The organism is Streptomyces diastatochromogenes, from assembly GCF_002242805.1.
Classification (GTDB): domain Bacteria; phylum Actinomycetota; class Actinomycetes; order Streptomycetales; family Streptomycetaceae; genus Streptomyces; species Streptomyces diastatochromogenes.
Genome location: NZ_MCGQ01000014.1, coordinates 203,406 through 227,392, shown reverse-complemented (window position 1 = coordinate 227,392; position 23,987 = coordinate 203,406). Strand labels below are relative to the sequence as shown.

16 protein-coding genes and 1 pseudogene are annotated in these 23,987 nt (G+C 72.6%); 6 read left to right on the top strand and 11 right to left on the bottom strand.

Annotation, left to right across the window (positions count from 1 at the left end; genetic code table 11):
* Window positions 1-64: 64 nt before the first annotated feature.
* The 8 genes from BEK98_RS18335 to BEK98_RS18300 all read right to left on the bottom strand — a co-directional run bounded on the left by BEK98_RS18335 (window position 65) and on the right by BEK98_RS18300 (window position 12,375).
* Window positions 65-1,273: a sensor histidine kinase gene (locus tag BEK98_RS18335; protein ID WP_094217631.1), complete on the bottom strand. Its 1,209-nt coding sequence runs from the start codon at window positions 1,271-1,273 to the stop codon at window positions 65-67.
* Window positions 1,270-3,021: a sodium/solute symporter gene (locus tag BEK98_RS18330; protein WP_094217630.1), complete on the bottom strand. Its 1,752-nt coding sequence runs from the start codon at window positions 3,019-3,021 to the stop codon at window positions 1,270-1,272. Before BEK98_RS18330 ends, BEK98_RS18335 begins: the two co-directional genes overlap by 4 nt.
* Entirely contained in the window at window positions 3,018-3,356 is a 339-nt protein-coding gene (locus BEK98_RS18325) for a hypothetical protein (RefSeq protein ID WP_094217629.1), read from the bottom strand. The genes BEK98_RS18330 and BEK98_RS18325 overlap by 4 nt, the downstream gene beginning before the upstream one ends.
* A 115-nt stretch (window positions 3,357-3,471) precedes the next feature.
* On the bottom strand, window positions 3,472-4,239 hold the full coding sequence (locus BEK98_RS18320; protein ID WP_094217628.1) for a LytR/AlgR family response regulator transcription factor: 768 nt from the start codon (window positions 4,237-4,239) through the stop codon (window positions 3,472-3,474).
* A gap of 45 nt (window positions 4,240-4,284) precedes the next feature.
* Entirely contained in the window at window positions 4,285-6,660 is a 2,376-nt protein-coding gene (locus tag BEK98_RS18315; RefSeq protein ID WP_094217627.1) for a glycoside hydrolase family 65 protein, read from the bottom strand.
* Window positions 6,661-6,738: 78 nt separating this feature from the next.
* Window positions 6,739-8,928, bottom strand: coding sequence for an RICIN domain-containing protein (locus BEK98_RS18310; protein ID WP_094217626.1), 2,190 nt, complete (start codon window positions 8,926-8,928; stop codon window positions 6,739-6,741).
* Between the two features lie 22 nt (window positions 8,929-8,950).
* The gene (locus BEK98_RS18305) at window positions 8,951-10,309 is read right to left on the bottom strand and encodes a ricin-type beta-trefoil lectin domain protein (RefSeq protein ID WP_094217625.1); all 1,359 of its coding nucleotides are present in this window, start codon (window positions 10,307-10,309) and stop codon (window positions 8,951-8,953) included.
* Window positions 10,310-10,497: 188 nt separating this feature from the next.
* Entirely contained in the window at window positions 10,498-12,375 is a 1,878-nt protein-coding gene (locus tag BEK98_RS18300) for an ABC transporter ATP-binding protein (RefSeq protein ID WP_094217699.1), read from the bottom strand.
* Window positions 12,376-12,561: 186 nt separating this feature from the next.
* Between BEK98_RS18300 and BEK98_RS18295 the strand changes: the two genes are divergently transcribed.
* From BEK98_RS18295 to BEK98_RS18280, 4 genes are all read left to right on the top strand, one after another.
* Window positions 12,562-13,545: a lysylphosphatidylglycerol synthase transmembrane domain-containing protein gene (locus BEK98_RS18295; RefSeq protein ID WP_244201888.1), complete on the top strand. Its 984-nt coding sequence runs from the start codon at window positions 12,562-12,564 to the stop codon at window positions 13,543-13,545.
* 155 nt (window positions 13,546-13,700) lie between these two features.
* Entirely contained in the window at window positions 13,701-14,033 is a 333-nt protein-coding gene (locus BEK98_RS18290; protein WP_094217623.1) for a trypco2 family protein, read from the top strand.
* 38 nt (window positions 14,034-14,071) lie between these two features.
* Window positions 14,072-16,423, top strand: coding sequence for a serine protease (locus BEK98_RS18285; RefSeq protein ID WP_094217622.1), 2,352 nt, complete (start codon window positions 14,072-14,074; stop codon window positions 16,421-16,423).
* A gap of 58 nt (window positions 16,424-16,481) precedes the next feature.
* Window positions 16,482-17,246, top strand: a complete 765-nt coding sequence (locus tag BEK98_RS18280) for a crotonase/enoyl-CoA hydratase family protein (RefSeq protein WP_094217621.1) — start codon at window positions 16,482-16,484, stop codon at window positions 17,244-17,246.
* On the opposite strand, the pseudogene BEK98_RS18275 reads toward BEK98_RS18280, so the two are convergent.
* The 3 genes and pseudogenes from BEK98_RS18275 to BEK98_RS18265 form a co-directional block, all read right to left on the bottom strand.
* Window positions 17,246-18,181, bottom strand: a pseudogene (locus BEK98_RS18275) (NAD(P)/FAD-dependent oxidoreductase); the annotation flags it as partial. The gene BEK98_RS18280 and the pseudogene BEK98_RS18275 overlap by 1 nt on opposite strands.
* Window positions 18,178-19,581, bottom strand: a complete 1,404-nt coding sequence (locus BEK98_RS18270) for an FAD-dependent oxidoreductase (protein ID WP_094217619.1) — start codon at window positions 19,579-19,581, stop codon at window positions 18,178-18,180. The gene BEK98_RS18270 and the pseudogene BEK98_RS18275, both read right to left, overlap by 4 nt.
* Entirely contained in the window at window positions 19,578-21,008 is a 1,431-nt protein-coding gene (locus BEK98_RS18265) for an FGGY family carbohydrate kinase (protein ID WP_094217618.1), read from the bottom strand. Before BEK98_RS18265 ends, BEK98_RS18270 begins: the two co-directional genes overlap by 4 nt.
* Window positions 21,009-21,263: 255 nt before the next feature.
* Here BEK98_RS18265 and BEK98_RS18260 point away from each other — a divergent pair, with 255 nt between their 5' ends.
* Both BEK98_RS18260 and BEK98_RS18255 read left to right on the top strand, forming a co-directional pair.
* Window positions 21,264-22,244: a hypothetical protein gene (locus tag BEK98_RS18260; protein WP_094217617.1), complete on the top strand. Its 981-nt coding sequence runs from the start codon at window positions 21,264-21,266 to the stop codon at window positions 22,242-22,244.
* 50 nt (window positions 22,245-22,294) lie between these two features.
* A complete protein-coding gene (locus BEK98_RS18255) occupies window positions 22,295-23,821 on the top strand; it encodes an amino acid permease (protein ID WP_094217616.1) in 1,527 nt (508 codons plus the stop codon).
* The last annotated feature ends 166 nt before the right edge of the window (window positions 23,822-23,987 follow it).

The window sequence follows — 23,987 nt, the reverse complement described above, 5'->3', positions numbered from 1 at the left end:
CATCGGGTTCACGTCATCAGATTCACGTCGTCGGGTTCACGTCGTCGGGTTCATGCCACCGGATTCATGTCGCCGGGTGTGCCGGACGGACGCCGGAGCGGAACTTCGGTACGCGTACCGTGATCTTCGTGCCGGCGCCGACGCCGGTCTCGATGACCAGGCCGTGTTCGTCGCCGTACACCTGGCGCAGTCGTGTGTCCACGTTGCTCAGGCCGATGCCGGCGGACGGGCCGCCCCTGCCGCGCAGGATGTCGCGCAGGCGCTGCGGGTCCATGCCGACGCCGTTGTCCTCGATGACGACCCGGGCCTCGGTGCCCTCGTCCTCCGCGATGATCGTGATGCGGCCGCGGTCCACGGACTCCTCCAGACCGTGTTTGAGCGCGTTCTCGACGAGGGGTTGCAGACAGAGGAAGGGCAGGGTGACCGGCAGCACCTCGGGGGCGATCCGCAGGGTCACCTCGAGGCGTCTGCCGAAGCGGGCGCGGGCCAGTTCGAGGTACTGCTCGATGGAGCGCAGCTCCTCCGCGAGGGTGGTGAAGTCGCCACCCCGGCGGAAGGAGTAGCGGGTGAAGTCGGCGAACTCCAGGAGGAGTTCACGGGCCCGCTCGGGGTCGGTACGGACGAACGAGGCGATGCTCGCCAGGGAGTTGTAGATGAAGTGCGGGGAGATCTGGGCGCGCAGAGCCCGGATCTCCGCCTCGATGACGCCGGAGCGGGCCCGGTCCAGCTCGACGAGTTCGAGCTGCACGGAGACCCAGCGGGCCACTTCCTCAGCAGCCCGGACGATCACGGCGGACTCCTGGTCGCCGAACGCGGCGAGCGTGCCGGGCCGTTGGCCGTCGACGGTGAGCGGCGCCACGACCCCCCAGCGGACGGGGCAGGTGTCGTTGCCGCAGGACAGCGCGAAGGTCTGGGTACGGCCGGTGCGCAGGGCCTGGGCGAGTTGCGCTTCGGCCTCGTCGCGGTGGTGGTCGCCGACGCCGTCCCAGGCCAGCACGGACTCCTCGTCGGTGAGGGCGAGGGCGACCGTGCCGAGCAGGGGGCGCAGCCGCCGGGCCGCCTTGCGGGCCGTGTCCGCGGTGAGGCCCGCGCGCAGGGGCGGGGCGGCGAGCGAGGCCGTGTGCAGGGTGTGGAAGGTGGCCCGTTCGACGGGGGTGCCGGGACCGGCCGGGTTCTCCTGCTGCCGGCGGGCGCCGGCATGGCCGAGGGCGGCGCCGAGCGCGAACAGCGCGAGCCCGGCGAGGGCCAGGGCGACGGTGCCGAGTGCGCTCATACGGCCCGGTCCGGATGGGCGTCCCGCACCACGGCACCGCCGGTCAGCGCCTCGGGCAGATGGAGCCTGGCCATGGTGGCGGCGGCGCTCGCGGGGACCCGGTCGCGGGTGGCCAGGGAGATCAGCACCATCGCGGCGAACCCCACGGGTACCGACCAGACGGCGGGCCAGGCCAGCAGCGTGTGCAGCGGGCCGGAGCGGGCCCCGCCCGCGATGGTCACCGTCACCGCGGTGAGCGCCGAGCCGCCGCCGAGGAGCAGTCCGGCGACGGCGCCGGGCGCGGTGAGGCCGCGCCACCAGATGCCGAGCAGGAGCAGCGGGCAGAACGAGGAGGCGGACACGGCGAAGGCGAGGCCGACGGCGTCGGCCACGGGCAGGTCGCTGACGACGGCGTTGGCCGCGGTGGGCACCGCGATCGCCGGCAGCGTCGCCAGCCGGAAGTGCCGGATGCCGAGGGTCGGCAGCACGTCCTGGGCGAGGACGCCGGCGACGGACATGGTGAGTCCGGAGACGGTGGACAGGAACGCCGCGCAGGCGCCGCCCGCGACGAGCGCGCCGAGCAGGTCGCCGCCGACTCCGCCGATCAGCCGCTTCGGCAGGACGAGGACGGCCGCATCGGTGTCGCCGGTCAGCAGCAGGTCGGGCGCGTAGAGCCGGCCGAGCACGCCGTAGAGCGGGATCAGCAGGTAGAAGGCACCGAGCAGCCCGAGTACGACGACGGTGGTGCGGCGGGCCGCACGGCCGTCGGGGTTGGTGTAGAAGCGCACGACGACGTGCGGCAGGCCCATGGTGCCGAGGAAGGTGGCGAGGATCAGCCCGTAGGTGGCGTACAGACCGTGGTCCTCACGCCCGGCCGACAGCGGGTTCGCCCAGCTCGACGGGGCCGCGTGGCCGCCGCCTTCGTCGGGCAGCGGCACGCGGGCGCCGGGCGGGAAGCGCAGGGTGGTGTCGGCGCCGATCCGGTGGCTGCCGGCCTCCAGGGTGTGCGGGCCGCCGTCCAGGGCCCGGCCGTCGACGGTTCCGGTCGCGGTGATCCGTACCGGCTCGTGGACGGTGAGGGTCAGCGGACTGTCGAAGCGCACCGGGGTGGAGCGCTGGAAGACGGGCCGTTCGTCCCAGGACGGGGCCGGCGTGTGGTCGGCGCGCCAGGTCAGCAGCAGGAACACGGCGGGCACCAGGAGGGCGGTGAGTTTCAGCCAGTACTGGAACGCCTGGACGAAGGTGATGCTGCGCATGCCTCCGGAGGCCACCGCCACGGTCACCACGGCGGCGACGACCAGGCCACCGAACCAGCTGGGCGCGCCGGTGAGCAGCCGCAGGGTCAGTCCGGCGCCGCGCAGCTGGGGCAGCAGATAGAGCCAGCCGACGCCGACGACCAGCACGCTCGCGATCCGCCGCACGGCCCGGGACTCCAGCCGTGCCTCGGCGAAGTCCGGCAGGGTGTAGGCGCCGGAGCGGCGCAGCGGGGCGGCGACGAAGGCCAGCAGCACCAGGAACCCGGCGGTGTAGCCGATGGGGAACCAGAGCATGTCGACGCCCTGGGCGAGGACCAGTCCGGCGACGCCGAGGAAGGAGGCGGCGGACAGGTACTCACCGCTGACCGCGAACGCGTTGAGCCGCGGCGGGACGCTGCGCGAGGCGACGTAGAAGTCCGAGGTGGTCCGGGAGATGCGCAGACCCAGCGCGCCGACGAGCACCGTGGCCAGGACCACGGCCGTCACGCCGGCTATTCCGTACGTCTGGTTCAACGCGCGGTCACGTCACCCTCGTTGCGCTCGGCACGGCGGACGTACCAGGCACCCGCGCACAGCAGGGCGGGATACGGCGCCACGCCCAGGACGAGCCAGACACTCGGCCAGGTGTCCGCGAGCGGAAGCAGCCGCAGCGTCACGGGAAGCAGGCCCAGCGAGGCCGCGAGCAGGACCGTGGCGGTGAGCGCCGCCCGCATCTGACGATGCATCAATATCCTTACGGCGGTGTCCTCTTCGGCCGGGACTGCGGGGCGGGGCCGGGGCAGGCCGGCGCGGTCGGTGCCGGGCCGTCCGGTGACCACTTCCCTGCGAGGGACGGACTCCGCACCCATGACGCACTCCCCGACGCCGCGGTGATCACCTTGTTGCGGCGAGTGTACGCAGCGCGCCATCGGTGAGGTAGACGCCCGACGAGGTTCGGCACACGCTCGCCACAGCAGCCCGTGGTCACCGCGGCCCGCCCACCGCGCCCTGGGCCTGCCGCGCCAGCAGGTCCCGCAGTTCCCGGGCGTTGCGGCGGCTCACGGCGAGGATCCGGTCGCCGATCCGGACGGTCAGGTTACCGCCTTCCAGGCGGAGTTCCTCGATGCGGCCGAGGGCGACCAGACGGCTGCGGTGGATGCGGACGAAGCCGCGGGAGCGCCACTGTTCCTCCAGGGTGGACAGCGGGATCCGCACCAGGTGGCTGCCGTGCGGGGTGTGCAGGCGCGCGTAGTCGCCCTGCGCCTCCACGTAGGTGATGTCGGCGATGGAGACGAAGCGGGTCACCCCGCCCAGTTCCACGGGCACCTGGTCGCCGAGCACGCCCGCCGGGCCCTGAACGGCCCGGGTCAGCTCGGCGACGCGCCGTACGGCCTCCGCGAAGCGCTCCTTGCGCAGCGGCTTGAGCAGGTAGTCCACGGCCTTGAGGTCGAAGGCCCGGAGGGCGAAGTCCTCGTGGGCGGTGACGAAGACGATCAGCGGCGGGGCGGCGAAGCGCCCGAGCAGCTCGGCCAGGTCGAGGCCGCTCAGTCCGGGCATGTTGATGTCGAGGAAGACCACGTCGACGGCCTCGGGGCCGTCCGGCCCGGCCTCCATGGCACGCTCCAGCAGGCGCAGTGCCCCGGTGGCGTCCAGGGCGGGCAGGACGGTGCCGATCCGCGGGTCCTCGCCCAGGAGGTACAGCAGTTCCTCGAGCGCGGGTTCCTCGTCGTCCACCGCAAGTGCGCGCAACATCTCCCGCGACTCCTCGTCTCCGCTTGCCTGCGAACACCCAGGGTGTCAGTCCGGCAGCCGCATCCGCACCCTCTCCCCCGGCCCGACGCGCACCACGCGGTCCGGCAGCCGGATGTCGATGGGGGTGGGCCCCGAGGCCTTCGGCATGGCGGCCTCCAGCTGGCCGGAGCGCAGCCGCAGCCGTACGCCCCAGTGGCCCTGGTAGCGCAACGAGAAGCCGTAGGAGGAGAGTTCCGGGAGCGGGACCGGGTCGAGCCAGAGTTCGCTGTCGCGGGTCTCCAGGCCGGTGAGGCAGCGCTGGACGAGGTCGAGGGTGCCGGCCATGGCACCCAGGTGGATGCCCTCGCCGGTGGTGCCGCCCTGGACGTCGGCGATGTCGCCGCGCAGCGCCTCCTGGACGAAGGACCAGGCGTCGGCGCGGCGGGCGCGGGCCAGGATCCAGCCGTGCACCAGGCCGCTGAGGGTCGACCCGTGCGTGGTGCGGTGCAGGTAGTGGTCCACCGTCGCGGTCCAGGTGTCCTCGTCGAGGCGGTGGCCCAACCAGGCGAAGAGGGAGCGGAGTTCGGCCGGTGAGAACAGGTAGCCGAGCATCAGGACGTCGGCCTGTTTGGACGCCTTGTAGCGGTTGACGGTGTCGCCCTCCGCCTCCAGGATCCGGTCCAGGCGCCGGATGTCGCCGTACCGCTCGCGGTAACCGTGCCAGTCCAGTTCGGCGAGGTCGCCGTAGCCCTCGAACTGGCTGATCACGCCGTCGTGGAAGGGCACGTGCAGGGTGCGGGAGACCTCCTCCCAGCGGGCGAGTTCGTCCTCCTCCAGACCAATTTGCTCGATGAGTTCGCGGCGGCGCGGCTCGGGCAGGGTGCGCAGCAGGTCCAGGGTGCGGGTGAGGACCCAGGCGGCGGTGACGTTGGTGTACGCGTTGTCGTCCAGGCCGGGTCCGGGTGCGCCGGGGTAGGCGTCGTGGTACTCGTCGGGGCCGACCACGCCCCGGATGCGGTGCCGGCCGAGGTGTTCGTCGTAGGTGGCCGAGTCGGCCCAGAAGCGGGCGATCTCCAGGAGCATCTCGGCGCCCTCGGTGTGCAGGAAGTCGGTGTCGCCGCTGGCCTCCCAGTACTGCCACACGTTGTAGGCCACGGCCGAGCCGACGTGCCGCTGCAGCCGGGAGTAATCGGGCAGCCAGTGCCCCGAGCGCGGGTTGAGGTGCAGTTCCTGGGTCTCCTCGCGGCCGTCGCTGCCGCTCTGCCACGGGTAGAGGGCCCCGCGCCGGCCGGTCTCGCGGGCCGCGTGCCGGGCCGCGTCCAGGCGGCGGTGGCGGTAGTGCAGCAGAGCGCGGGAGACCTCTGGCAGATGGAGGTTGAGGTAGGGCAGGACGAACAGTTCGTCCCAGAAGACGTGACCCCGGTACGCCTCGCCGTGCAGTCCGCGTGCGGGCACGCCGACGTCGAGGTCGGCCGTGTGCGGGGAGAGGGTCTGCAGCACGTGGAAGAGGTGCAGGCGCAGGATGCGGCCGGGGTCTCCGGGGACGTCGAGTTCGGCCCGCCGCCACAGCTGCTCCCAGGCCGTGATGTGCGAGGTGAGCAGCTCGTCGAAGCCGGGCGCGTCGGCGACCCGGTCGAGGGCCGCGCGCAGCGGGTCGCTGATGGCGGGGTCGTGGGAGGTGTGCAGGGCGACGGTCTTGTCGACGGTGACCGTACGTCCGGGTTCCAGGGACAGCCGCAGTCGCTGGACGGCCCGCTGCGCCTCGTGGGCGTCCGACACCGGCACGTCGGCGGCCAGCCGCGAGGCGAGCCCGACGGCGGTGTCCGAGGTACGGGTGTGGCAGCGCAGCCACATCGTGCCGGGTGCGGCCGCGCTGCCCGTCTCGACGCGGGTGAGGTGGCGGCCGTCCAGGTCCCGGTAGCGGGCCACGCCGGAGTTGGTGACGCTCCCGTCGAGCGCGGCCTCGACGTCCAGCTCGGCGGCGCGGCCCTCGGCCGTGAGGTCGGTGCGCAGGGCGGCGAGGTGCGGGTCGGCCATGTGGAGGAGGCGGAGCTGCCGCACGAGGAGTGTGCCGTCGGTGCCGAGCGCGTAGCGGGTACGGCGCTCCAGTACGCCCGGGTCCAGGTGGAGGATCTGCTGGTGCTCGGTGACCGGGGCGGTGTCCGGGGTGAGCCAGTCATGCCCTGCGAGGCGGAAGCGGAGGGGCAGCCAGTTGGGCAGGTTGACCATGTCCTCGTTCTCGACCCGGCGCCCGGCGATCTCGGAGGCGAGCCGGTTGTAGCAGCCGGCCGCGTAGGTGCCCGGGTAGTGCACGGCGTCCGCCACGCACTCGGGCAGCGCCCCGCGGGTGGCGAAGTAGCCGTTGCCCACGGTGCACAGGGACTCCCGCAGGCGTTCCTCCGCGGGATCGTAGCCGTCGTACTCCCACAGCAGACCCGTCACCGTCGTCCTCCTCGATCCAGTCTCCCTCGATGTCGGGGACGGCGCAGGCGGGCGGGGGGCACCCGCCCGCCGTGCCGGTCAGGGATAGCTGACGAGGTTCGCCACGTTGGTGGACGAGTTCGAGGGTCCTCCCGTGTTGTTGATGACGTGACTGATGGTGCCGGTGCCACCGAGGGAGACGGTCACCATGCTGGTGAAGCGGACGTTCGCGTTGTTCGGTGCCTCGATGGCGCGCGCGGCGGTCACACCCGGGTTCACGTTGAAGTAGCAGTAGCTGCCGAGGCCGTAGGCCTGGTGGCTGGTGACGGTGTCGGCGACCTTGTAGGCGGCGTAGCCCTGGGTGGAGCCGTTCATCCAGGCCGCCTGGTTCGGCGGGTCGTACGGCATCTCGTTCTGGAAGAAGTAGGTGCGGCCGCCGTTGCCGTTCCAGAGCACCTGGTACTTCTGGAAGTGCTCGACGAACAGCCCGTACATGGTCACGTTGTCGCCGTTGACCACGAGCCCGGTGTCGGCGGTGTTGCTGGTCCAGCCGACGCCGCTGCCGTGGTCGGCGCGCCAGATCCACATGTGGTCGCCGATGACGTTGTCGCTGTTGACGACGATGCTGGTGGCGGCCTTGCCGACGCCCGCGCCGCCGACGCGGACGTAGACGTCGTGGAGGGAGGTCGGGTCGGCCGCGTGGGAGGCGGAGGAGCCGGTCGGCCCGACCTCGAGCAGGGTCTTCGAGCTGGTGGTGCCGGCGTCGAAGAGCAGGCCCGCGATCTTGACGCCGTCGACGTCGGCGACGGTCATCGCGGTGATGCCGTTGTCCGGGACGAAGGTGGCGAGGCCGAGGCCCAGCACGACGGTGTCGGGGCGGGTCACCTGCAGGGTCTGGTCCAGGTGGTAGACGCCCGGGGTGACCAGCAGGTTCTTGCCCGCGGCGAGCGCGGAGTTGATCTGGGACGCGGTCGCGCCCGGCTTGACGACGTAGAAGGTGTCCAGGGACAGCGAGCTGCCCGCCGGGCTGCCGCCGGCCCAGCTGGTCGCGGTGGAGTTGGACCGCACCGACGGTACGAAGACCTGGTAGGCGCCGTTGCCGTCGACGTACAGGAACGGCTTCTCCCGGCCGACCGGGCTCTGCGCGACCGTCGTGTACGGCGGGTTGGGGAAGCTGGTGGACGGTACGCCCTGGCTGCCGACGAAGACCATGTTCCAGTTGGAGCCGGTCCAGCTGCCCAGCTGGGAGTTGCGGGTCAGCCACTGCTGCTGGGTGCCGGAGTTGACCTGCCCGTCGACCTTGCTGTCGGCCAGATAGCCACCACTGGACCAGCCGCCGTCGTCCAGGGCCAGGTTGCCCCGCAGGTGCATCCGCCGGTACGGCGCCGCCTGCGAGACCGCCCAGCGGTCGCTGCCGCCCGTGGGGTTGACCGACAGGTTCTCGGCGCCGCGCCAGAAGTTCTGCGTGGCGTTGCCCTGGAACCAGTCCGCCTCCGCGTGCACCGCGCCGTTGATGGAGACGGCGTCGGGGGTGAGGCCGAGGCCCAGCACCTGGGTGTAGAAGCCGACGTTGACGTCCGCGCTGTAGGCGCCGGGCTTGAACAGCACGGCGTAGCGCTGGGAGCCGAACTGGTTGGTCTCCTGCTGCTGGAAGATCGAGTTCAGCTTGCTCTGGATGGTCGAGGACGACATCGACGGGTCGAAGACGACGACGTTCGGGCCGAGGTCGGGGTTGCTGGTGGACTGGGTCACCGGGACCACCTGGAAGCGCTGGGCCGCGGTGCCGTTGCACGTGTACTGCACGAACTGCGTGCTGTCGGCGAGCGAGGCGCTCGGGTCGTCCAGGCACTTGCCGCTGTTGCGGTTGACGAAGTGGAAGGCGCCGCCGCCGTCGTCCACCGGCAGCCACTGCTGGTTGGCGCCGCCGCCGTAACTCCACAGGTGCACCTGGGCGTTGTCGGCGGTGGAGACGTCGGCGACGTCCACGACCTGGTTCGTGCTGTTGCCGTTGCCGATGCGGACGTAGCCGTCGCTGGTCGCGGTGAAGCTCCACTGCTGTGCCGTGGTGCTGTTGCAGGCGTACTGCTGCACGACGGTGCCGTTGGCGGTCGCGGCGGCCTTGGCGTCCAGGCACTTGCCGCTCGCGGCGTTGACGACGGTAGCGAGGCCGGAGGGCAGGGCGGCGGCGGAGGCCGCGGCGCGCGCGGGTGCTGCGGTGAGCAGGGACGCGGCGGCCACGGCGACCAGCGCGCCGGCCGTCGATCTGCGCCGGCGGGTGAGGGGAAGCACGGGTTTCTCCTAGCGGACGGGGTCAGCCGGTGTAGGCGGCGAAGACGCGGGTGTAGTCCCAGGCGGACTGGGAGACGCCGGAGCAGCTGTCGGCGGGGCCGCCGGTGCACGGGCGGTCGCGGTTGGCGGACCAGAAGGTGAGCCGGGCCAGGTGGTGCTGCTGGGCGTAGGCCAGGATGGTCCGGAAGTCGCTCACCGTGACGGTCTCGTTGTTGTCGGTGATGCCGTTCATGGACGAGATGCCCATGTCCCGGTAGGCCTGGTCGTCGCTGTAGCGGTAGGCGTTCTTCAGCGCGTTCTTCAGGCCCTCGGCGGCCTGTGTGGTGAGGTTGCCCATGTTCTGTCCGGCGCCGCCGAAGTCGAACGGCATGATCGCCCAGGCGTCGACGGTCAGCCCGGAGGAGGCCGCCCGGTTGATGAGGCTGGTGTCGGGGCCGCTCTGCCCGGTGCCGATGGTGATGTACACCTTCAGGCCCGGGTTGTTGGCCTTCACGGTCTTCAGGGCGTCCACGGTGCGCTGCTGCACGGTGGGGTTGCTGTAGGCGTCGGCCTCGATGTCGATGTCGATCGCCTTCAGGCCGTAGGCGTTGATCACCTTCTGGTAGGCGCCGGCGAGTTCGCCCGCGCTGGAGCAGGAGCTCTCCAGCTTGTTGCCGCTGTAGCCGCCGAAGGACGGGATCACGTCACCGTCGTTCGCCCGCACGGTGTTGACGGTCTGCTGGTCGACCCCGCCGGTCAGCGGGCGGCTGCCGTCCCACTGGGGGTTGCAGTAGCCGTTGCTGAGCACGAAGGCGAGGGTGAACCACTTGACGCCGGTGGCCTGGGTGATCGTGCTCGGGTTCGGCGGGCTGCCCCAGCCGTTGTAGAGGTACGGCGCGACGGCCATCGGCGCGGACGGGGTGGTGCCGCTGTCCGCCGCGGGCGCGTTCCACTTCTGGTTGGCGCCGCCGCCGCAGGTCCATATCTGGGCCCGGGCGCCGTTGGCCGAGGAGTTGTCGGTGACGTCCAGGCACTTGTTCGCCTGCGGGTTGACGATGTCGTGGGCGGCGGTGGCGGTCCACTTCTGGTTCGCGCCGCCGCTGCAGGACCACAGCTGGGCCTTGGTGCCGTCGGTGGTCGCGTTCCCGGTGACGTCGAGGCACTTGCCGAGGGCGCGGAGGGTGCCGTCGCTGCCGACGGTCCACTGCTGGGCGGCGGTGCCGTTGCAGTCGTAGAGCTGGACGGCCGTGCCGTCGGCGGAGCTTGCTCCGGCGACGTCGAGGCACTTGCCGGCGAGGCCGGTGATGGTGCCGGTGGCGGCCTGGGCCGGGGCGGCGGTGAGCAGGCCGGTGGCGAGGGACAGGGCGGCGAGCGAGACGGCTGCGGGGAGTGGTCTGGCCATGTGCGGGGGCGGCCTTTCGCGTGGGGGGGTGCCCGGAGACAGGCCCAACACAGGCGTGACGTTTGGGTGTTGAGTGCATCCGGAGTCTTTGTTTAAGGCGTGAAGTTAAAGGTCCGGACCACTGGAGTCAAGGGGGTGGGCAGCAACCCGGCGGCAACCCACCGGCAACCCACCCCCCTCCCGCTCACTCAGGCCGTCGCCACCTCGTCGTCCCGCTGGGCGAACTGCGTGCGGTGCAGCTCCGCGTACCGTCCGCCCGCCGCCAACAGCTCCTCGTGCGTGCCCCGTTCCACGATCCGGCCGGCCTCGACGACCAGGATCTGGTCGGCGGCCCGGACGGTGGACAGGCGGTGGGCGATCACCACGGCGGTGCGGCCCTCCAGGGCCTCGGCCAGTGCCTCCTGGACGGCCGCCTCCGAGGTGTTGTCCAGGTGGGCCGTGGCCTCGTCGAGGATGACCACGCGCTGGCGGGCGAGCAGCAGCCGGGCGATCGTCACGCGCTGGCGTTCGCCGCCGGAGAGCCGGTAGCCGCGTTCGCCGACGACCGTGTCGAGACCGTCGGGCAGGGACCGTACGACCTCGGCGAGGCGGGCGCGGCCGAGGGCGTCCCACAGCTCCTCGTCCGTGGCACTCGGGCGGGCCAGCAGCAGGTTGGCGCGGACGGTGTCGTGGAAGAGGTGGCCGTCCTGGGTGACCATGCCGAGGGTGACCCGCAGCGAGGCGGCGGTCAGGTCCCGGACGTCGGTCCCGCCGATGCGGACGGCGCCGGCGTCGACGTCGTACAGGCGCGGCAGGAGCTGGGCGATGGTGGACTTTCCGGCGCCGGAGGAGCCGACCAGGGCGACGGTCTGGCCGGGTTCGGCGCGGAAGGAGATGCCGTGCAGGACTTCGACGCCGCCGCGGGTGTCGAGGGCGGCGACCTCCTCCAGGGAGGCGAGGGAGACCTGGTCGGCGGAGGGGTAGGCGAAGGTGACGTCGTCGAACTCGACCGCGACCGAGCCCTCGGGCACCTCGACGGCGTCCGGCTTCTCCTCGATGAGCGGCTTCAGGTCGAGCACCTCGAAGACCCGCTCGAAGCTGACCAGCGCGCTCATCACCTCCACCCGGGCTCCGGCGAGCGCGGTGAGCGGGGCGTAGAGCCGGGTCAGCAGCAGCGCGAGGGAGACGACCGCGCCCGCCTCCAGGGTGCCGCGCAGCGCGAACCAGCCGCCGAGGCCGTAGACCAGGGCCAGGGCGAGGGCGGAGACGAGGGTGAGGGCGGTGATGAAGACGGACTGGGCGGTCGCCGTGCGCACCCCGATGTCGCGCACCCGGCGGGCGCGGTCCGCGAACTCGGCCGACTCCTCCTCCGGGCGGCCGAACAGCTTGACCAGGGTGGCGCCGGGTGCGGAGAACCGCTCGGTCATCCGGGTGCCCATGGCCGCGTTCAGCGCCGCCGCCTCCCGCTGCATCCCGGCCATCCGGCTGCCCATGCGGCGGGCGGGCAGCACGAACACCGGCAGCAGCACCAGCGCGAGCAGGGTGATCTGCCAGGACAGGGTGAGCATGACGGCGAGGGTGAGCAGCAGGGTCACCAGGTTGGTCACCACGCCCGACAGGGTGTTGGCGAAGGCCCGCTGGGCGCCGATCACGTCGTTGTTGAGACGGCTGACCAGCGCGCCCGTACGAGTACGTGTGAAGAACGCGACGGGCATGCGCTGCACATGATCGAACACGGCCGTGCGCAGATCGAGGATGAGTCCCTCCCCGAGCGTCGCCGACAGGCGCCGGCCGAGGATGCCGAGCCCCGCCTCCGCGAGCGCGACGAGCGCGATCAGCAGGGACAGCCGTACGACCTTCCCGGAGTCGTGCCCCGCCACGATCGTGTCGACGACGTGGCCGGCGAGCACGGGTGTCGCGACGGCGAGCAGGGCGGTCACCACCCCGAGCAGCACGAAACGGACGATGCCCGCGCGGTGCGGGCGGGCGAAGGCGGCGATACGGCGCAACGTGGCGCGGGCGAAGGGGCGGCGCTCCTGCTGCGCGGTCATCACGCTGTGCAGCTGCGTCCAGGCGGTGGTCTCCATGCTCATGGGAGAGAACGTAGGACCTCAAGCTTCGTTGAGGTCAATGTCCGCGACATTTCCACCCCACCGACGTCCTGGTACCCGAAGGCCCCCATGACCCTCCCCGCTCATCCGCTGCCCGTCCGTAAGCCGCCGTCCCCGCTTCCGCCACCCGCCGTTGGCACGGCACGGAGAACCTCTCCGGATGTGACAGCGGTACGACTCCCCGACCTCCGCGAGGGACGCCTGGCCCGGCTCGCCCGGCGCGTCCCCGTACGGCAGACCCTGTGCCTGCTTCCGCTCCTGCTCGTCGCGATCGTCGCGGTGCGGCACCGGTCGGTGCTCGCCGAGGGCTTCGGCCAGCTGCGGACCGCCTCCTGGCCCTGGCTGCTGGCGGCGGCCGGTGCCACCTGTATGACCTGGGTGGCGGCGGCCGTCACCCGGCAGGGCGCCGTGGTCCAGCGGCTGCCCCGGTGGCGGCTGCTGGCGACGCAGTTCGCGGCGGGCTCGGCCAACCATCTGTTGCCGACGGGTCTGGGCGCGGGCGCGGTCAATCTGCGCTTCATGAGCGTGTGCGGGGTGCCGCTGGCCCGCTCCTCCGCCGCGCTCGCGCTGTACCTGCTCGCCGAGTCGGTCGGCCGGCTGAGCCTGCTGGCCGCGCTGCTGCTCGCCTTCCCCGACGCGCTGCGGCTCGGCACCCTGCTGCCCTCGGGGGCCGTCGGACCCCTGCTGACCGTCGCGGGCGCGGTCCTCGCGGTGGCGGTGGCCGCGGTGGCCCTCGTACGGCGCCTGCGCACGCCGGTGCTCGGCTTCGTCCGCACCGCCCTGGGCGAGGCCCGCTCGGTGCACACGCGTCCGGCCCGGGCGCTGGCGCTGTGGGGCGGCTCGCTCGCCTTCCCCGCGCTGCAGGCGACCGGCCTGGTGGCGGTGGGGCAGGCGCTGGGGCTGCCGGTGCCGCCCGCGCACATGGCGCTCGCGTACCTGGCCGCGACGGTCGCGGTGGCGCTGGTGCCCACGCCGGGCGGGCTCGGCTCCGTCGAGGCGGCGCTGATCGTGGCGCTGGTGGCGGCGGGCGGCCCGGTGGCGGTGGCCACGGCGGTGGTGCTCGCCTACCGCATCATCACCGTGTGGGTGCCGCTGCTGCCGGGCGCGTTGACGCTGGGGGCGCTGGTGCGGCTGAAGGTCATCTGAGCGGCACGTCGCGCGGCGTCTCCGGTGCCCGGGAGCCTGCCGCACATCCCTGACGCGGAGAGTCGCTCCCCCTCGTTTTGGCCAAAGGGCCCTCTGGCGCTGCGGGCTCAACCGCCCACAATGGACGGCACGGCCACAGGGCGGACGGGGGGCGCATGCAGACGGACGGCACGGAACTGTCGGAAGCCATCGCAGCGGTGAGGGCCGGACTGGCCGACGCGCGGAGCATGGGCGCGGGCAGCGAGGTCAAGTTCGTCCCGGAAGAAGTGACTCTCGACTTCTCGATCGAGTTGCGCCGCAGCAAGAAGCGCGGGGGCACGGTGAAGGCCTATGTGCTGTCGGGCGAAGCCGGGGGTGAATCGGCGGGGACCGATGGCCGGCGCGTCACCATCCGGCTGCGCGTCGTCGACGACGACGGAAGGGAGCTGCCCGTGGGCGACCAGGTGAGCCCGGAGGAGCTACGACGCCCTGACGGCAGGAAGCGATAGCACACACCTGACCTGGAGCGAAGCCAGGAAGGAGATCCGTGCCCTTCGACTCGGCGTCCGTCGTGGAGGTCCTGAACGACGACGCCCCCCACAGGCTTTCGTACGGAACGGGATACCAAGTGGCCACCGGGCTGGTGCTGACCGCCCTGCACATCGTGACCCGCGGCATCCGCCACCAGGTGCCCGCCTCGGTCAAGGTCCGGCGCATGACGGACGGTGCCGACTGGATCGTGGCGGAACCCGTATGGCACGACGACACATTGGACGCGGTGCTTCTGGCCATCGATGACGGCGTGTCGGTGCCGCCCGTTCGCTTCGGCACCCTGACCGCCCCCGATCCCCAGCACCCCGTCAAATGCGGGGTCGTCGGGTTTCCTCGGGTGCAGGCCGGACCGTCCGGCCGGAACCCCATGAGCGTGGACGGAGTGCTCCACGGCATCACCCAGAGGTACGCGGACAGGTACCAGGTCGAGCTGCGCCCCCTGGAGCATCGGAACGGCTGGCAGGGGATGTCGGGCTCGGCGGTGTTCTGCGGCCCGCTGCTCACCGGCATGATCGTGACCGTCCCCCAGGGCCTGCACGCGGATCGGGCCAACGCCGTGCCGGCCCACGCCCTGCTCGAATGCCCCTCCTTCCGGGCGGTACTGGGCCGCGGCGAATACCCGGAGCCCGAACTCGAGTCAGTGGAGCTGTGTCCTCTTCTGGTGGCACCTCCGAATCGTGCCGAGTACGGCTCTACCGACCCGCACAGCCTGGGGGCGTCGGTCGCTCACCTTCTGCACCCGCGGGTCCGTACCGCGGAGTTCATCGGGCGCGAGGACGAACTCGAACGGCTGATGGCGTGGGCGCTGTCACCGGTCCCGATGGACGTCATGGTGGTGACCGGACCGATGGGCGTCGGGAAGACCCGGCTCGCGGTGGAACTGGGGCGTCGTCTGGGCAGCGACTGGGTCACCGGCTTCCTGCGCACCGAGCCACCCGAGGCACCCCCCGCGTCGATCCTGCACCCGATCACCACCAGCGAGCATCCGCTCCTGCTGGTGATCGACTACGCGGAGACCAGGGAGGACTGGCAACGGAGCGTCTTGGAGACACTGGCGGGCTACCGAAAGCAGGTCCCGGTGAGGGTGCTCTTCCTGTGCCGGCCCGCATCCGCCTCGGAGTCCGTGCGGCGGACGTGCTGGAAGAATTTTGTCGACTTCGGCCCCCACAGCACTCTGCGGCTCGAAAACCTCGGACCGGACGACCAAGAAGGCCCTGACCCAACACCACTCGGCGCGACCGCCCACACGTTCGCGGAACGCCTGTATGGCGCGGACCTCCTGTTCGACCTGTTCGCCCTCTCCCTCCAAGAACTGCGCACCGAGGCGTCGGTGACGCACCCCTTCACCCTCAACCTGATGGCCTGCGCCGAGGCCATCACCCGCTTCGAGGGAACGGGGGACAGGGGCTCTGCCGGAACCTCTCCGTACGAGGTCGTACTGTCCAGGGAAGAGCGCTACTGGCTCCGGACCGCCCGCTGGTACGCCCCCTCGATCATGAACGCCGAGACACTCGACCTGCTCAGGACACTGGTGGTCACCCAAGGGCTGTTCGGTGGCCGCAACCGCAATGAGGCGGCCGCCGCGGTCAGGGCGGGCTGGCGTACCCACTACGGTCTCGCGGAAGGCGGTCTGATACCTGACGGGCCCGACGTCCCGGAGGCCAGGCTCCTGCGAAATCTGCTGAAGGCGCTCTACCCGTCCGGCGAGGCCGAATGGGGAGGTCTGGGCCCGCACGCCCTGCTCGCCCATCTCCTCGCATCCGCCGAGAGGAGGGACCCCGGATTGCTGGAGGCCCTCCTCAGGGCACCGGAACTGGATGTGGATCAGCGGCGGCGCGGCTTGGAGACACTGCTGTTGGCCGCAGGTTCCGATCGCCCCGATCTGACCGCCACCGCGCTGGACACAGTGGCCGGCGCGCCGGACGAGCTGGGCCAGGTGGCCATCGACGTGGCCCACGCGGCCACCGAGCCGGAGGTGTGGCTGCGCCGGGTGAGGGCCACGCTGCCCGATCCTGACGGCCTGGAATGGCCGAACGATCCGGGGGAAGGGCCGGAAGGGCCGGGGGGACTCCCTGGGCCCGGTGGGCCGGAGCTGCCGGGAGACTCGGGACCCGGCCGGCTCGGGGGCAGCCGCACAACTCCGGATCTGGACCTGGCCGACGACCCCTTCAACAGCGCGAGCGGCTTCGGGGCATCGGAAGACCTGCGAGATCCCCAGCCCACTGAAGCCCTGCCGGACCCCGTCGACCCTTTCGAGCTGTCCCGACGGTCAGGCCCGGTCGACAACCGTCGCCCGTCCCGTACCCCAGGCCAGGGGCTCGGGAGACCGGGCGGGTTCAGGAGCTGAACGCCCGCGCCCCGGCGGCGAGTACGCTGCTGGGCCCCACCAGATGAAAAGGGGTCCCATGCCGGTCCGCATCGAGCGCAGGGAACACGTCACCACGATCGTCCTGTCCCGCCCCGAGGTCCGTAACGCGGTGGACGGCCCGACGGCCGCCGAACTCGCCTCGGCCTTCCGGGACTTCGAGGCCGACGAGAACGCGCGGGTGGCGGTGCTGTGGGGCGAGGGCGGCACGTTCTGCGCGGGCGCCGATCTGAAGGCGATGGGCGGCGAGCGCGGCAACCGGGTCGCCGAGGAGGGCGACGGGCCGATGGGGCCGACCCGGATGCGGCTGTCCAAGCCGGTCATCGCCGCGGTCGCGGGGCACGCCGTCGCGGGCGGCCTCGAACTCGCCCTGTGGTGCGACCTCCGGGTCGCCGAGGAGGACGCCGTATTCGGGGTGTTCTGCCGCCGCTGGGGCGTACCGCTGATCGACGGCGGCACGGTACGGCTGCCCCGGCTGATCGGCACCAGCCGGGCCATGGACATGATCCTGACCGGCCGCGCTGTCCCGGCCCGCGAGGCCTACGACATCGGCCTCGCCAACCGACTCGTGCCCACCGGCCACGCCCGCGCGGAGGCCGAGGAGCTGGCAGCGGCCGTCGCCCGCTTCCCGCAGGCCTGCCTGCGCGGCGACCGGGCCTCGGTGCTGGACCAGGAGGGGATGGCCGAGCAGAGTGCCCTGCGCGGCGAGCTGCGGTACGGCATGAGCGTGCTGGCGGAGGGCCTGGAGGGAGCGGCACGCTTCGCCGGGGGTGCGGGGCGGCACGGGTCTTACACGGACCTGTGAGCCGGCCAGTCCCCTCCCGCCAGCCACTCCAGCACCGCACCGCCCGACTCCGCCCCGGCCCAGGTCGCCGCCCTGGCCCGCTGTCCGGGGTGCAGCACAGCGCCGACGGCGAAGACGCCCGGCCGCGAGGTGTGCGGGCTCCCGTCCAGTGTGATGCCGGCCCGGCGCGCGAGTTCGTTCTCGGGGACGAAGTCACCGGTGAAGACGACCGTGTCGCAGGGCAGGGTGGCCGTACGGCCGTCGCGGTGCCGGACGCGGACGGCGGACAGGCGGCCGTGGCCGAGAAGCTCAGTGACCGTGGTGTCCGTGAGGAGCGGGACACGGCGGCCGAGGCGGGCCGACTGGGCACGTGGCAACGGGGCTTGGGCCCGAGGGTGTTCGGTCAGCAGGGCGACGACCGCCACACCGGCCGTGCGCAGGGTGTCGGCCGCCGAGTAGGAGACCCTCTCCGCACCGACCACCACCGCCCGGGCGCCGATCGACTGTCCGAACAGGTGCACCGCCTGCTGGAGTTCGCCGGTGGTGTAGACGCCGACGGGCCGGGTGCCGGGCACCAGCCGGGCCGTGCGGGGGCGTTCACGGGAGCCGGTGGCGAGGACAACGGCTTCGGCCTCGATCGACTCCAGGCCCTGCGGGCCGACGGTCGTGAGCGTGCGCGGCCCCGCCCAGTCCAGGACCGTCACGCCGGTCCGCAGCACGGCCCCGGCGTGCGTGGCGGCCTCGACGAGCAGCCGCGCGTACCCCGGTCCGGTCAGCGGATGCGTCCACGTGCCGAAGCCGCCGTGGGCGCAGTGCCGGGGCACTCCCCCGGCCTGTGCCTCCCGTTCCAGCACCTCGACCCGGCCGGCTCCGGCGGCGGCCAGCCGGGCCGCGGCGGCGAGTCCGGCGGGACCGGCGCCGACGACGAGGACGTCGACCCGGCGGTCGGCGGTCATGGGCGCGCCTCCTCGAACAGCTGCCGTACCGCCGCCCCGCAGTAGAAGCCCTGGCAGCGGCCGGCCCGGGCCCGGGTGCGGCGGCGCAGGCCGTCCAGGGTGCGCGGCGGGATCGTACCGGCGAGGGCGTCGCGGATCTCGCCGCGGGAGACGCGCTCGCAGTGGCAGACGAGGGTGCCGTACTCCGGGTCGGCGGCGATGAGTTCGGGCCGCTGGTGGGCGCGCGGGAAGGCCTCGCCCAGGTTGGGCATGCGGACCGGGTCGAGGTCGCGCGCCGGGCCGGGATCGAGCCCGGTGTCGGTCAGCAGGCCGACGACGTGGACGGCGATGGCCAGGGACGCGGTCAGGCCGGTGGAGCGGATGCCGCCGACGGTGACGTACGCCTGCTCGGGGTGGGCGGTGATGCGGTAGTCCTCGTGCTCGGTGGCCGCGCGCAGCCCGGCGTAGACGGCGGTGACCTCCTCCCGCAGCAGTGCGGGCAGGATGCGGCCGCCCTTCTCCCGCAGCAGGGCGAGACCTTCGGCGGTGGAGCCGGTGGCCCGCTTGTCGTGCAGGTCCTCGGCGGTGGGGCCGAGCAGGACGTTGCCGTAGACGGTGGGGGCGACCAGGACGCCCTTGCCGAGGGCGGTCGGGACGGGGAGGAGGATGTGCCGGACCAGGGGACGGGCGAGCTTGTCGTGGACGATGAGCTGGCCGCGACGCGGGGTGACGGTGAAGTCGTCGTGGCCGAGGGCCCGGTCGAGGGTGTCGGCGTGCAGTCCGGCCGCGTTGACCAGGCGGCGGGCGCGCAGGGTGCCTCTGGAGGTGGTCAGGAGATGACCACGCCCATCCCGGCCCGACTGCTCCACCCGGGTGTTCAGGTGCAGGTCGACGCCCGCGCGAACCGCCTGGGTGGCGTACGCCAGGGTGGTCGTCCACGGGCAGATGATGCTCTCGCCCGGCACGTGCAGGGCACCGAGCGCGCCGGGGCCGAGGTGCGGTTCGCGGGCGTACAGCTCGTCGGCGCCGAGGAGCCGGGTGTCCGGGCAGTCGTTGCGCTCGGCCTTCTCGGCGAGGCGGGGCAGGGCGGCGAGCTGCTCCTCGTCCCAGGCGACGAGCAGGGCGCCGACCCGTTCGACGGGGATGCCGCACTCGGCGGCGTACGCGGCCAGCCGCTGGTACCCCTCGCGGACCAGCCGGGCCTCCAGGGAGCCCGGGGTCGCGTCGAAACCGGTGTGCAGGATCGCGGTGTTGGCCTTGGAGGTGCCCTGGCCGACGTCGTCCTGGGCCTCGACCAGGGCGATGCGCAGCCGGGCGTGGCGGGCGAGTTCGCGGGCGATGGCGCAGCCGACGACTCCGGCGCCGACGACCGCCACGTCGTACGTCCGCTCGGGCAGCGGCCCCTCCGCGGTGACCGTCATGAGCCGAGCAGGGCGGCGACCGCGCTGCGGAAGCCGGCCAGGCGTTCGACTGCCAGGTCGGCCGGGATGCGGGGCTCGTACACGGCGGCGGGCTTCCAGTCGGGCAGGGCGTCCGCCACGCTCAGCACAGGGTCCGCGCCGAGCCGGGCGAGGGTGGCGGCACCGAGGGCGGTGGCGTCGGGCAGCGCGGAGACCTCGACGGGGCGTTGCAGCAGGTCGGCCTGGGTCTGCATGAGGAGCGCCGAGCGGGTCAGGCCGCCGTCGACGCGCAGCGCGTCGAGCGGGGTGCCGAGGTCGGCCGCGGCCGCCTCCGCCAGTTCGACGACCTGGGCCGCCAGGCCCTCGCACAGGGCTCGCACCAGGTGTCCGGGTCCGGTGTCGAGGCCGAGCCCGGTCAGGGAGCCGCGCAGGTCGCCGCGCCACCAGGGGGCGGCGAGCCCGGCGAGGGCGGGGACGAAGGTGACGCCGCCGCTGTCGGGGACGGCGCCGCCGACCGGGTCGAGGTCGGCGGCCGAGGAGATGACGCCGAGGTCGGTGAGCCAGCGCACGGCGGAGGCGGCCGTGTAGACCTGTCCGTCGAGGCAGTAGCCGGTGTCTCCGGCGAGCCGCCAGGCGACACAGCTGACCAGGCCGGAGGTGCCGCGCCGGGGTGTGCCGCCGGTGTGCGCGAGCAGGAACGCGCCGGTGCCGTAGGTGCACTTGGCGGCGCCGGGCCCGGTGATGCGCTGGGCGAGCAGGGCGGCCTGCTGGTCGACGGCGAGTCCGGTGAGCGGGATCTCGGGGCCGAACACCCTCGTGGTTCCGACGGGTTGGGCGTTGTCGACCACCTGCGGGAGCCGTTCGTCCGACAGCCCGTAGGTCTCCAGCGCCCGCGGCGACCACTCGGCGCGGTCCAGGTCGAGGAGCTGGGTACGGCCGGCGGTGGCCGCGTCGGTGACGAAGGCGCCGGTGAGGCGGTGGACCAGCCAGGCGTCGGAGGTGGTGACGACGCCCTCGCGGGTGAGACGGCGGCGGATCCAGGCCATCTTGGGTGCCGCGAAGTACGGATCCAGGGGCAGGCCGGTCAGCTGCCGCAACTCCTCGGCGTGCTCGGCGAGTTCGATGCAGACGGTCTCGGCGCGCCGGTCCTGCCAGACGAGGGCGTCGGTCAGCGGGCGGCCGGTCGCCGGGTCCCAGGCGAGGACGGTCTCGCCCTGGTTGGCCAGGCCCATCGCCACGACGTCCTCGCCCGCCTCGGCGAGTGCGCGGCGACCGGCGTCGAGCACCGAGGCGTACAGCTCGGCCGGGTCCACCTCGACCAGACCGCCGGGCAGGTAGCGGGGGGTCACGGCGGCGAACCCGGCGCCGAGGACGCCGCGTTCGGGGCAGACCACCAGGGCCTTGGTGCCGGACGTGCCCTGGTCGACGGCGAGCACCGGCCCCGTCATCGCATCCTCCCGCACACCCCTTCGAAGATCGGCGCGAACAGCCTGCCGTCGCGCCGCGTCCGGCGTCAAGCTCGACCGGTCGTCGATCAACTGGCCATCCAGTTAGTTGAGTTGACAACAATGGCAAGGCGGAAGGGACCCCCCTATAGTGACCGCCGACCCGCACGGAGGCGCTCGACCACCGCCCAGAGGAGGGCTGTTGCTACCGCACCCCGCCACCCCGCCCGTCCGCTCGCGGACCGGGGCGGGTGGCTGATGGCCAGAGAAGGAGCACGGCCTTCCTACGACCCCGCCGGCCACGACGGGGCCTTACGCACCGCCCTCCAGGATCTGCGCACCGGGCGCTGGATGGCGATGCGCGCGCTGCTCGCGGACACCACGAGCTGGTGGCAGTGGACCCAGCGCACCCAGATCCTCGCGGCCGCGGCGGCCGGTACCGATGTGGTGCGGGCCTGGCTCACGGAGGAGCCGCAGAGCGTGCCGGCCGCGGTGATGCACGCCCGGGTCGGCGTGGAGCGGGCCCTGCGGGCGCAGCGCGAACGGCACCGCCGTACGCACGAGTTGTGGATCGAGGCGTGGGACGCCGCGCAGTCCGCCACCCAGACCGCTCCGCAGGACCCCGTGCCCTGGGTGTGTCTGCTGGCGCTGGCCCAGCTGGACCCGCAGCAGCGCTGGGACGAGCACCGGGCGCCGCCGCCGGAGCCCGTGCTGCCGCCGGGCCCGTGGGGGCTGCTGGCCGAGGTCGGCCGGCGCGACCCGCACAACCGCGAGGCCCACCACCGGATGCTGCAGTTCCTGTACACGATCGGCTCCTCGGACCGGCTCGCCGAGGCCACGGGCTACGCCCAGTGGGCGGCCGGATCGGCGCCGCCCGGGTCCGCGCTCCATCTGCTGCCGCTGTACGTCCGGGTCGAGCGCTACCGGCGCGGCAGCGGGCACGACGCGGCGCTCGACCTGCACTGGGTGGCGGAGGACGCGACCCGCGAGGCGCGCCGGGCGCTGCACTCCTGGTTCGAGCAGTCGCCCCGGCCCGAACGCTCGCTGCTGGACCTCAACCACCTGGCCCACGCCCTGTGGGGCGCCCTGCAGTTCCCCGACGCGGCCCGGGTGTTCGACGCGATCGGCCCGTACGTCACGCCGCCGCCCTGGATGTACCGCACCCCCGACCGCGGCCGTGCCGTGGAGGTCTTCCTGCAGGCCAGAGACCGCTGCCGGGCGGCCGCCGAGGACGCCTGACGCCCTTTCTCCTTCCCCACCTCTCCTTCCTCACCCCCGGAGGTCTCCGCATGTCCCCCGATCCCTCGCCCACCCCCGCCCGGCCGCAGCACGACGAGGAACAGCGGCTGCGCGAGCTGGGCTACCGCCCGGTGCTGGCCCGCCGCATGGGCGGCTTCGGCAACTTCGCGATCAGCTTCTCGGTGATCTCGATCCTGTCCGGCTGCATGACCCTGTACGGCTTCGGCCTGGGCACCGGCGGGCCCGCCGTGATGCTGTGGGGCTGGGCGGGCGTCGGCCTGTTCGTGCTGTGCGTCGGCCTCGCGCTCGCCGAGGTCACCAGCGCCTATCCGACCTCCGGCGCGCTGTACTACATGGCCGACCGGCTCGGCGGCCGGCGCTGGGGCTGGTACACGGGCTGGCTGAATCTGCTCGGTCTGCTCGGCGCGATCGCCGGCATCGACTACGGCGCCGCCCTGTTCACCGGCGCCTTCGCCAACCTCCAGTGGGGCTTCGAGCCGACGCCCGGCAGGACCATGCTGATCTTCTGCGCGATCCTGCTGCTGCACGCCGTGCTGAACCTGTTCGGCGTCCGCCTGGTCAGCGTGCTCAACTCGGTCAGCGTCTGGTGGCACCTGGCCGGTGTCGCGCTCATCGTCGGGGCACTGGCGATCGTCCCCGACCACCACCAGTCGCCGTCCTTCGTGTTCACCAAGTTCGTGAACGACACCGGCTGGTCGAGCCCGCTCTACGTGGCCGCGATCGGCCTGCTGCTCGCCCAGTACACGTTCTCCGGCTACGACGCCTCCGCCCACCTCTCCGAGGAGACCTCCAACGCCTCGGTGTCGGCGGCGAAGGGCATCGTACGGTCCATCTGGGTGTCGTGGATCGCGGGCTTCGTCCTGCTCGCCGGCCTGACCTTCGCCATCCAGGACTACGACGCCACGCGCACCACCGACACCGGCGTGCCGCCCGCGCAGATCCTGCTCGACGGCCTCGGCACCGACGGCGCGAGCGCGCTGCTGCTGGTCGTGATCGTCGCCCAGCTGTTCTGCGGGAACGCCGAGGTGGCCGCGGCCAGCCGCATGGTGTTCGCGTTCAGCCGGGACGGCGCCCTGCCGGGCTCGCACCTGTGGCGCAAGGTCAGCAACCGCACCCAGACCCCGGTCGCCGCCGTGTGGCTGTCGGTGATCGTCGCGGGCGTCCTGGCCCTGCCGTCCCTGTACTCGGCGACGGCGTACGGCGCGGTCACCGCCATCAACGTCATCGGCATCACCCCCGCCTACGCCATCCCGGTCCTGCTGCGGCTGCGCGCGGGCGACCGTTTCCAGCCGGGTCCCTGGAGCCTGGGCCGGTGGAGCAGGCCGGTCGGCTGGATCGCGGTGGTGTGGGTGGCCTGTGTGACGGTCCTGTTCTGCCTGCCGCAGTCCTCGCCGGTCACCGTCGACACGATGAACTACGCGGCCGTGGCCCTCGTCGTCGTCCTGGTCCTGGCCAGCATCTGGTGGTACGTCGCCCGTCGTTCGTACGGCACGCCCACCACCGCCGCCTACGGCAGCGACCGCGACCAGGCCGAACTCGCCGAGGGCATCGTCTGAGACGCCTGCTCACGGCCCCGGTCCTGGTACGAACTGGTGCGCCGGATACGGCAGGATGAACGATCGCGCCGACCGCCGGTGATCCGGTGGCGGCGCGATCGCACATTCCGGACATCGAGCAGGTGACAACGTGACGAGACTTCACATCAGGCTCTCCGCCGCAGCT

Coding starts and splice junctions, on each gene's coding strand:
- BEK98_RS18290 (WP_094217623.1), top strand. CDS start 13,701: ATGCAGACGGACGGCACGGAACTGTCGGAAGCCATCGCAGCGGTGAGG.
- BEK98_RS18300 (WP_094217699.1), bottom strand. CDS start 12,375: ATGGAGACCACCGCCTGGACGCAGCTGCACAGCGTGATGACCGCGCAG.
- BEK98_RS18270 (WP_094217619.1), bottom strand. CDS start 19,581: ATGACGGTCACCGCGGAGGGGCCGCTGCCCGAGCGGACGTACGACGTG.
- BEK98_RS18280 (WP_094217621.1), top strand. CDS start 16,482: ATGCCGGTCCGCATCGAGCGCAGGGAACACGTCACCACGATCGTCCTG.
- BEK98_RS18335 (WP_094217631.1), bottom strand. CDS start 1,273: ATGAGCGCACTCGGCACCGTCGCCCTGGCCCTCGCCGGGCTCGCGCTG.
- BEK98_RS18320 (WP_094217628.1), bottom strand. CDS start 4,239: ATGTTGCGCGCACTTGCGGTGGACGACGAGGAACCCGCGCTCGAGGAA.
- BEK98_RS18325 (WP_094217629.1), bottom strand. CDS start 3,356: ATGGGTGCGGAGTCCGTCCCTCGCAGGGAAGTGGTCACCGGACGGCCC.
- BEK98_RS18260 (WP_094217617.1), top strand. CDS start 21,264: ATGGCCAGAGAAGGAGCACGGCCTTCCTACGACCCCGCCGGCCACGAC.
- BEK98_RS18305 (WP_094217625.1), bottom strand. CDS start 10,309: ATGGCCAGACCACTCCCCGCAGCCGTCTCGCTCGCCGCCCTGTCCCTC.
- BEK98_RS18255 (WP_094217616.1), top strand. CDS start 22,295: ATGTCCCCCGATCCCTCGCCCACCCCCGCCCGGCCGCAGCACGACGAG.
- BEK98_RS18265 (WP_094217618.1), bottom strand. CDS start 21,008: ATGACGGGGCCGGTGCTCGCCGTCGACCAGGGCACGTCCGGCACCAAG.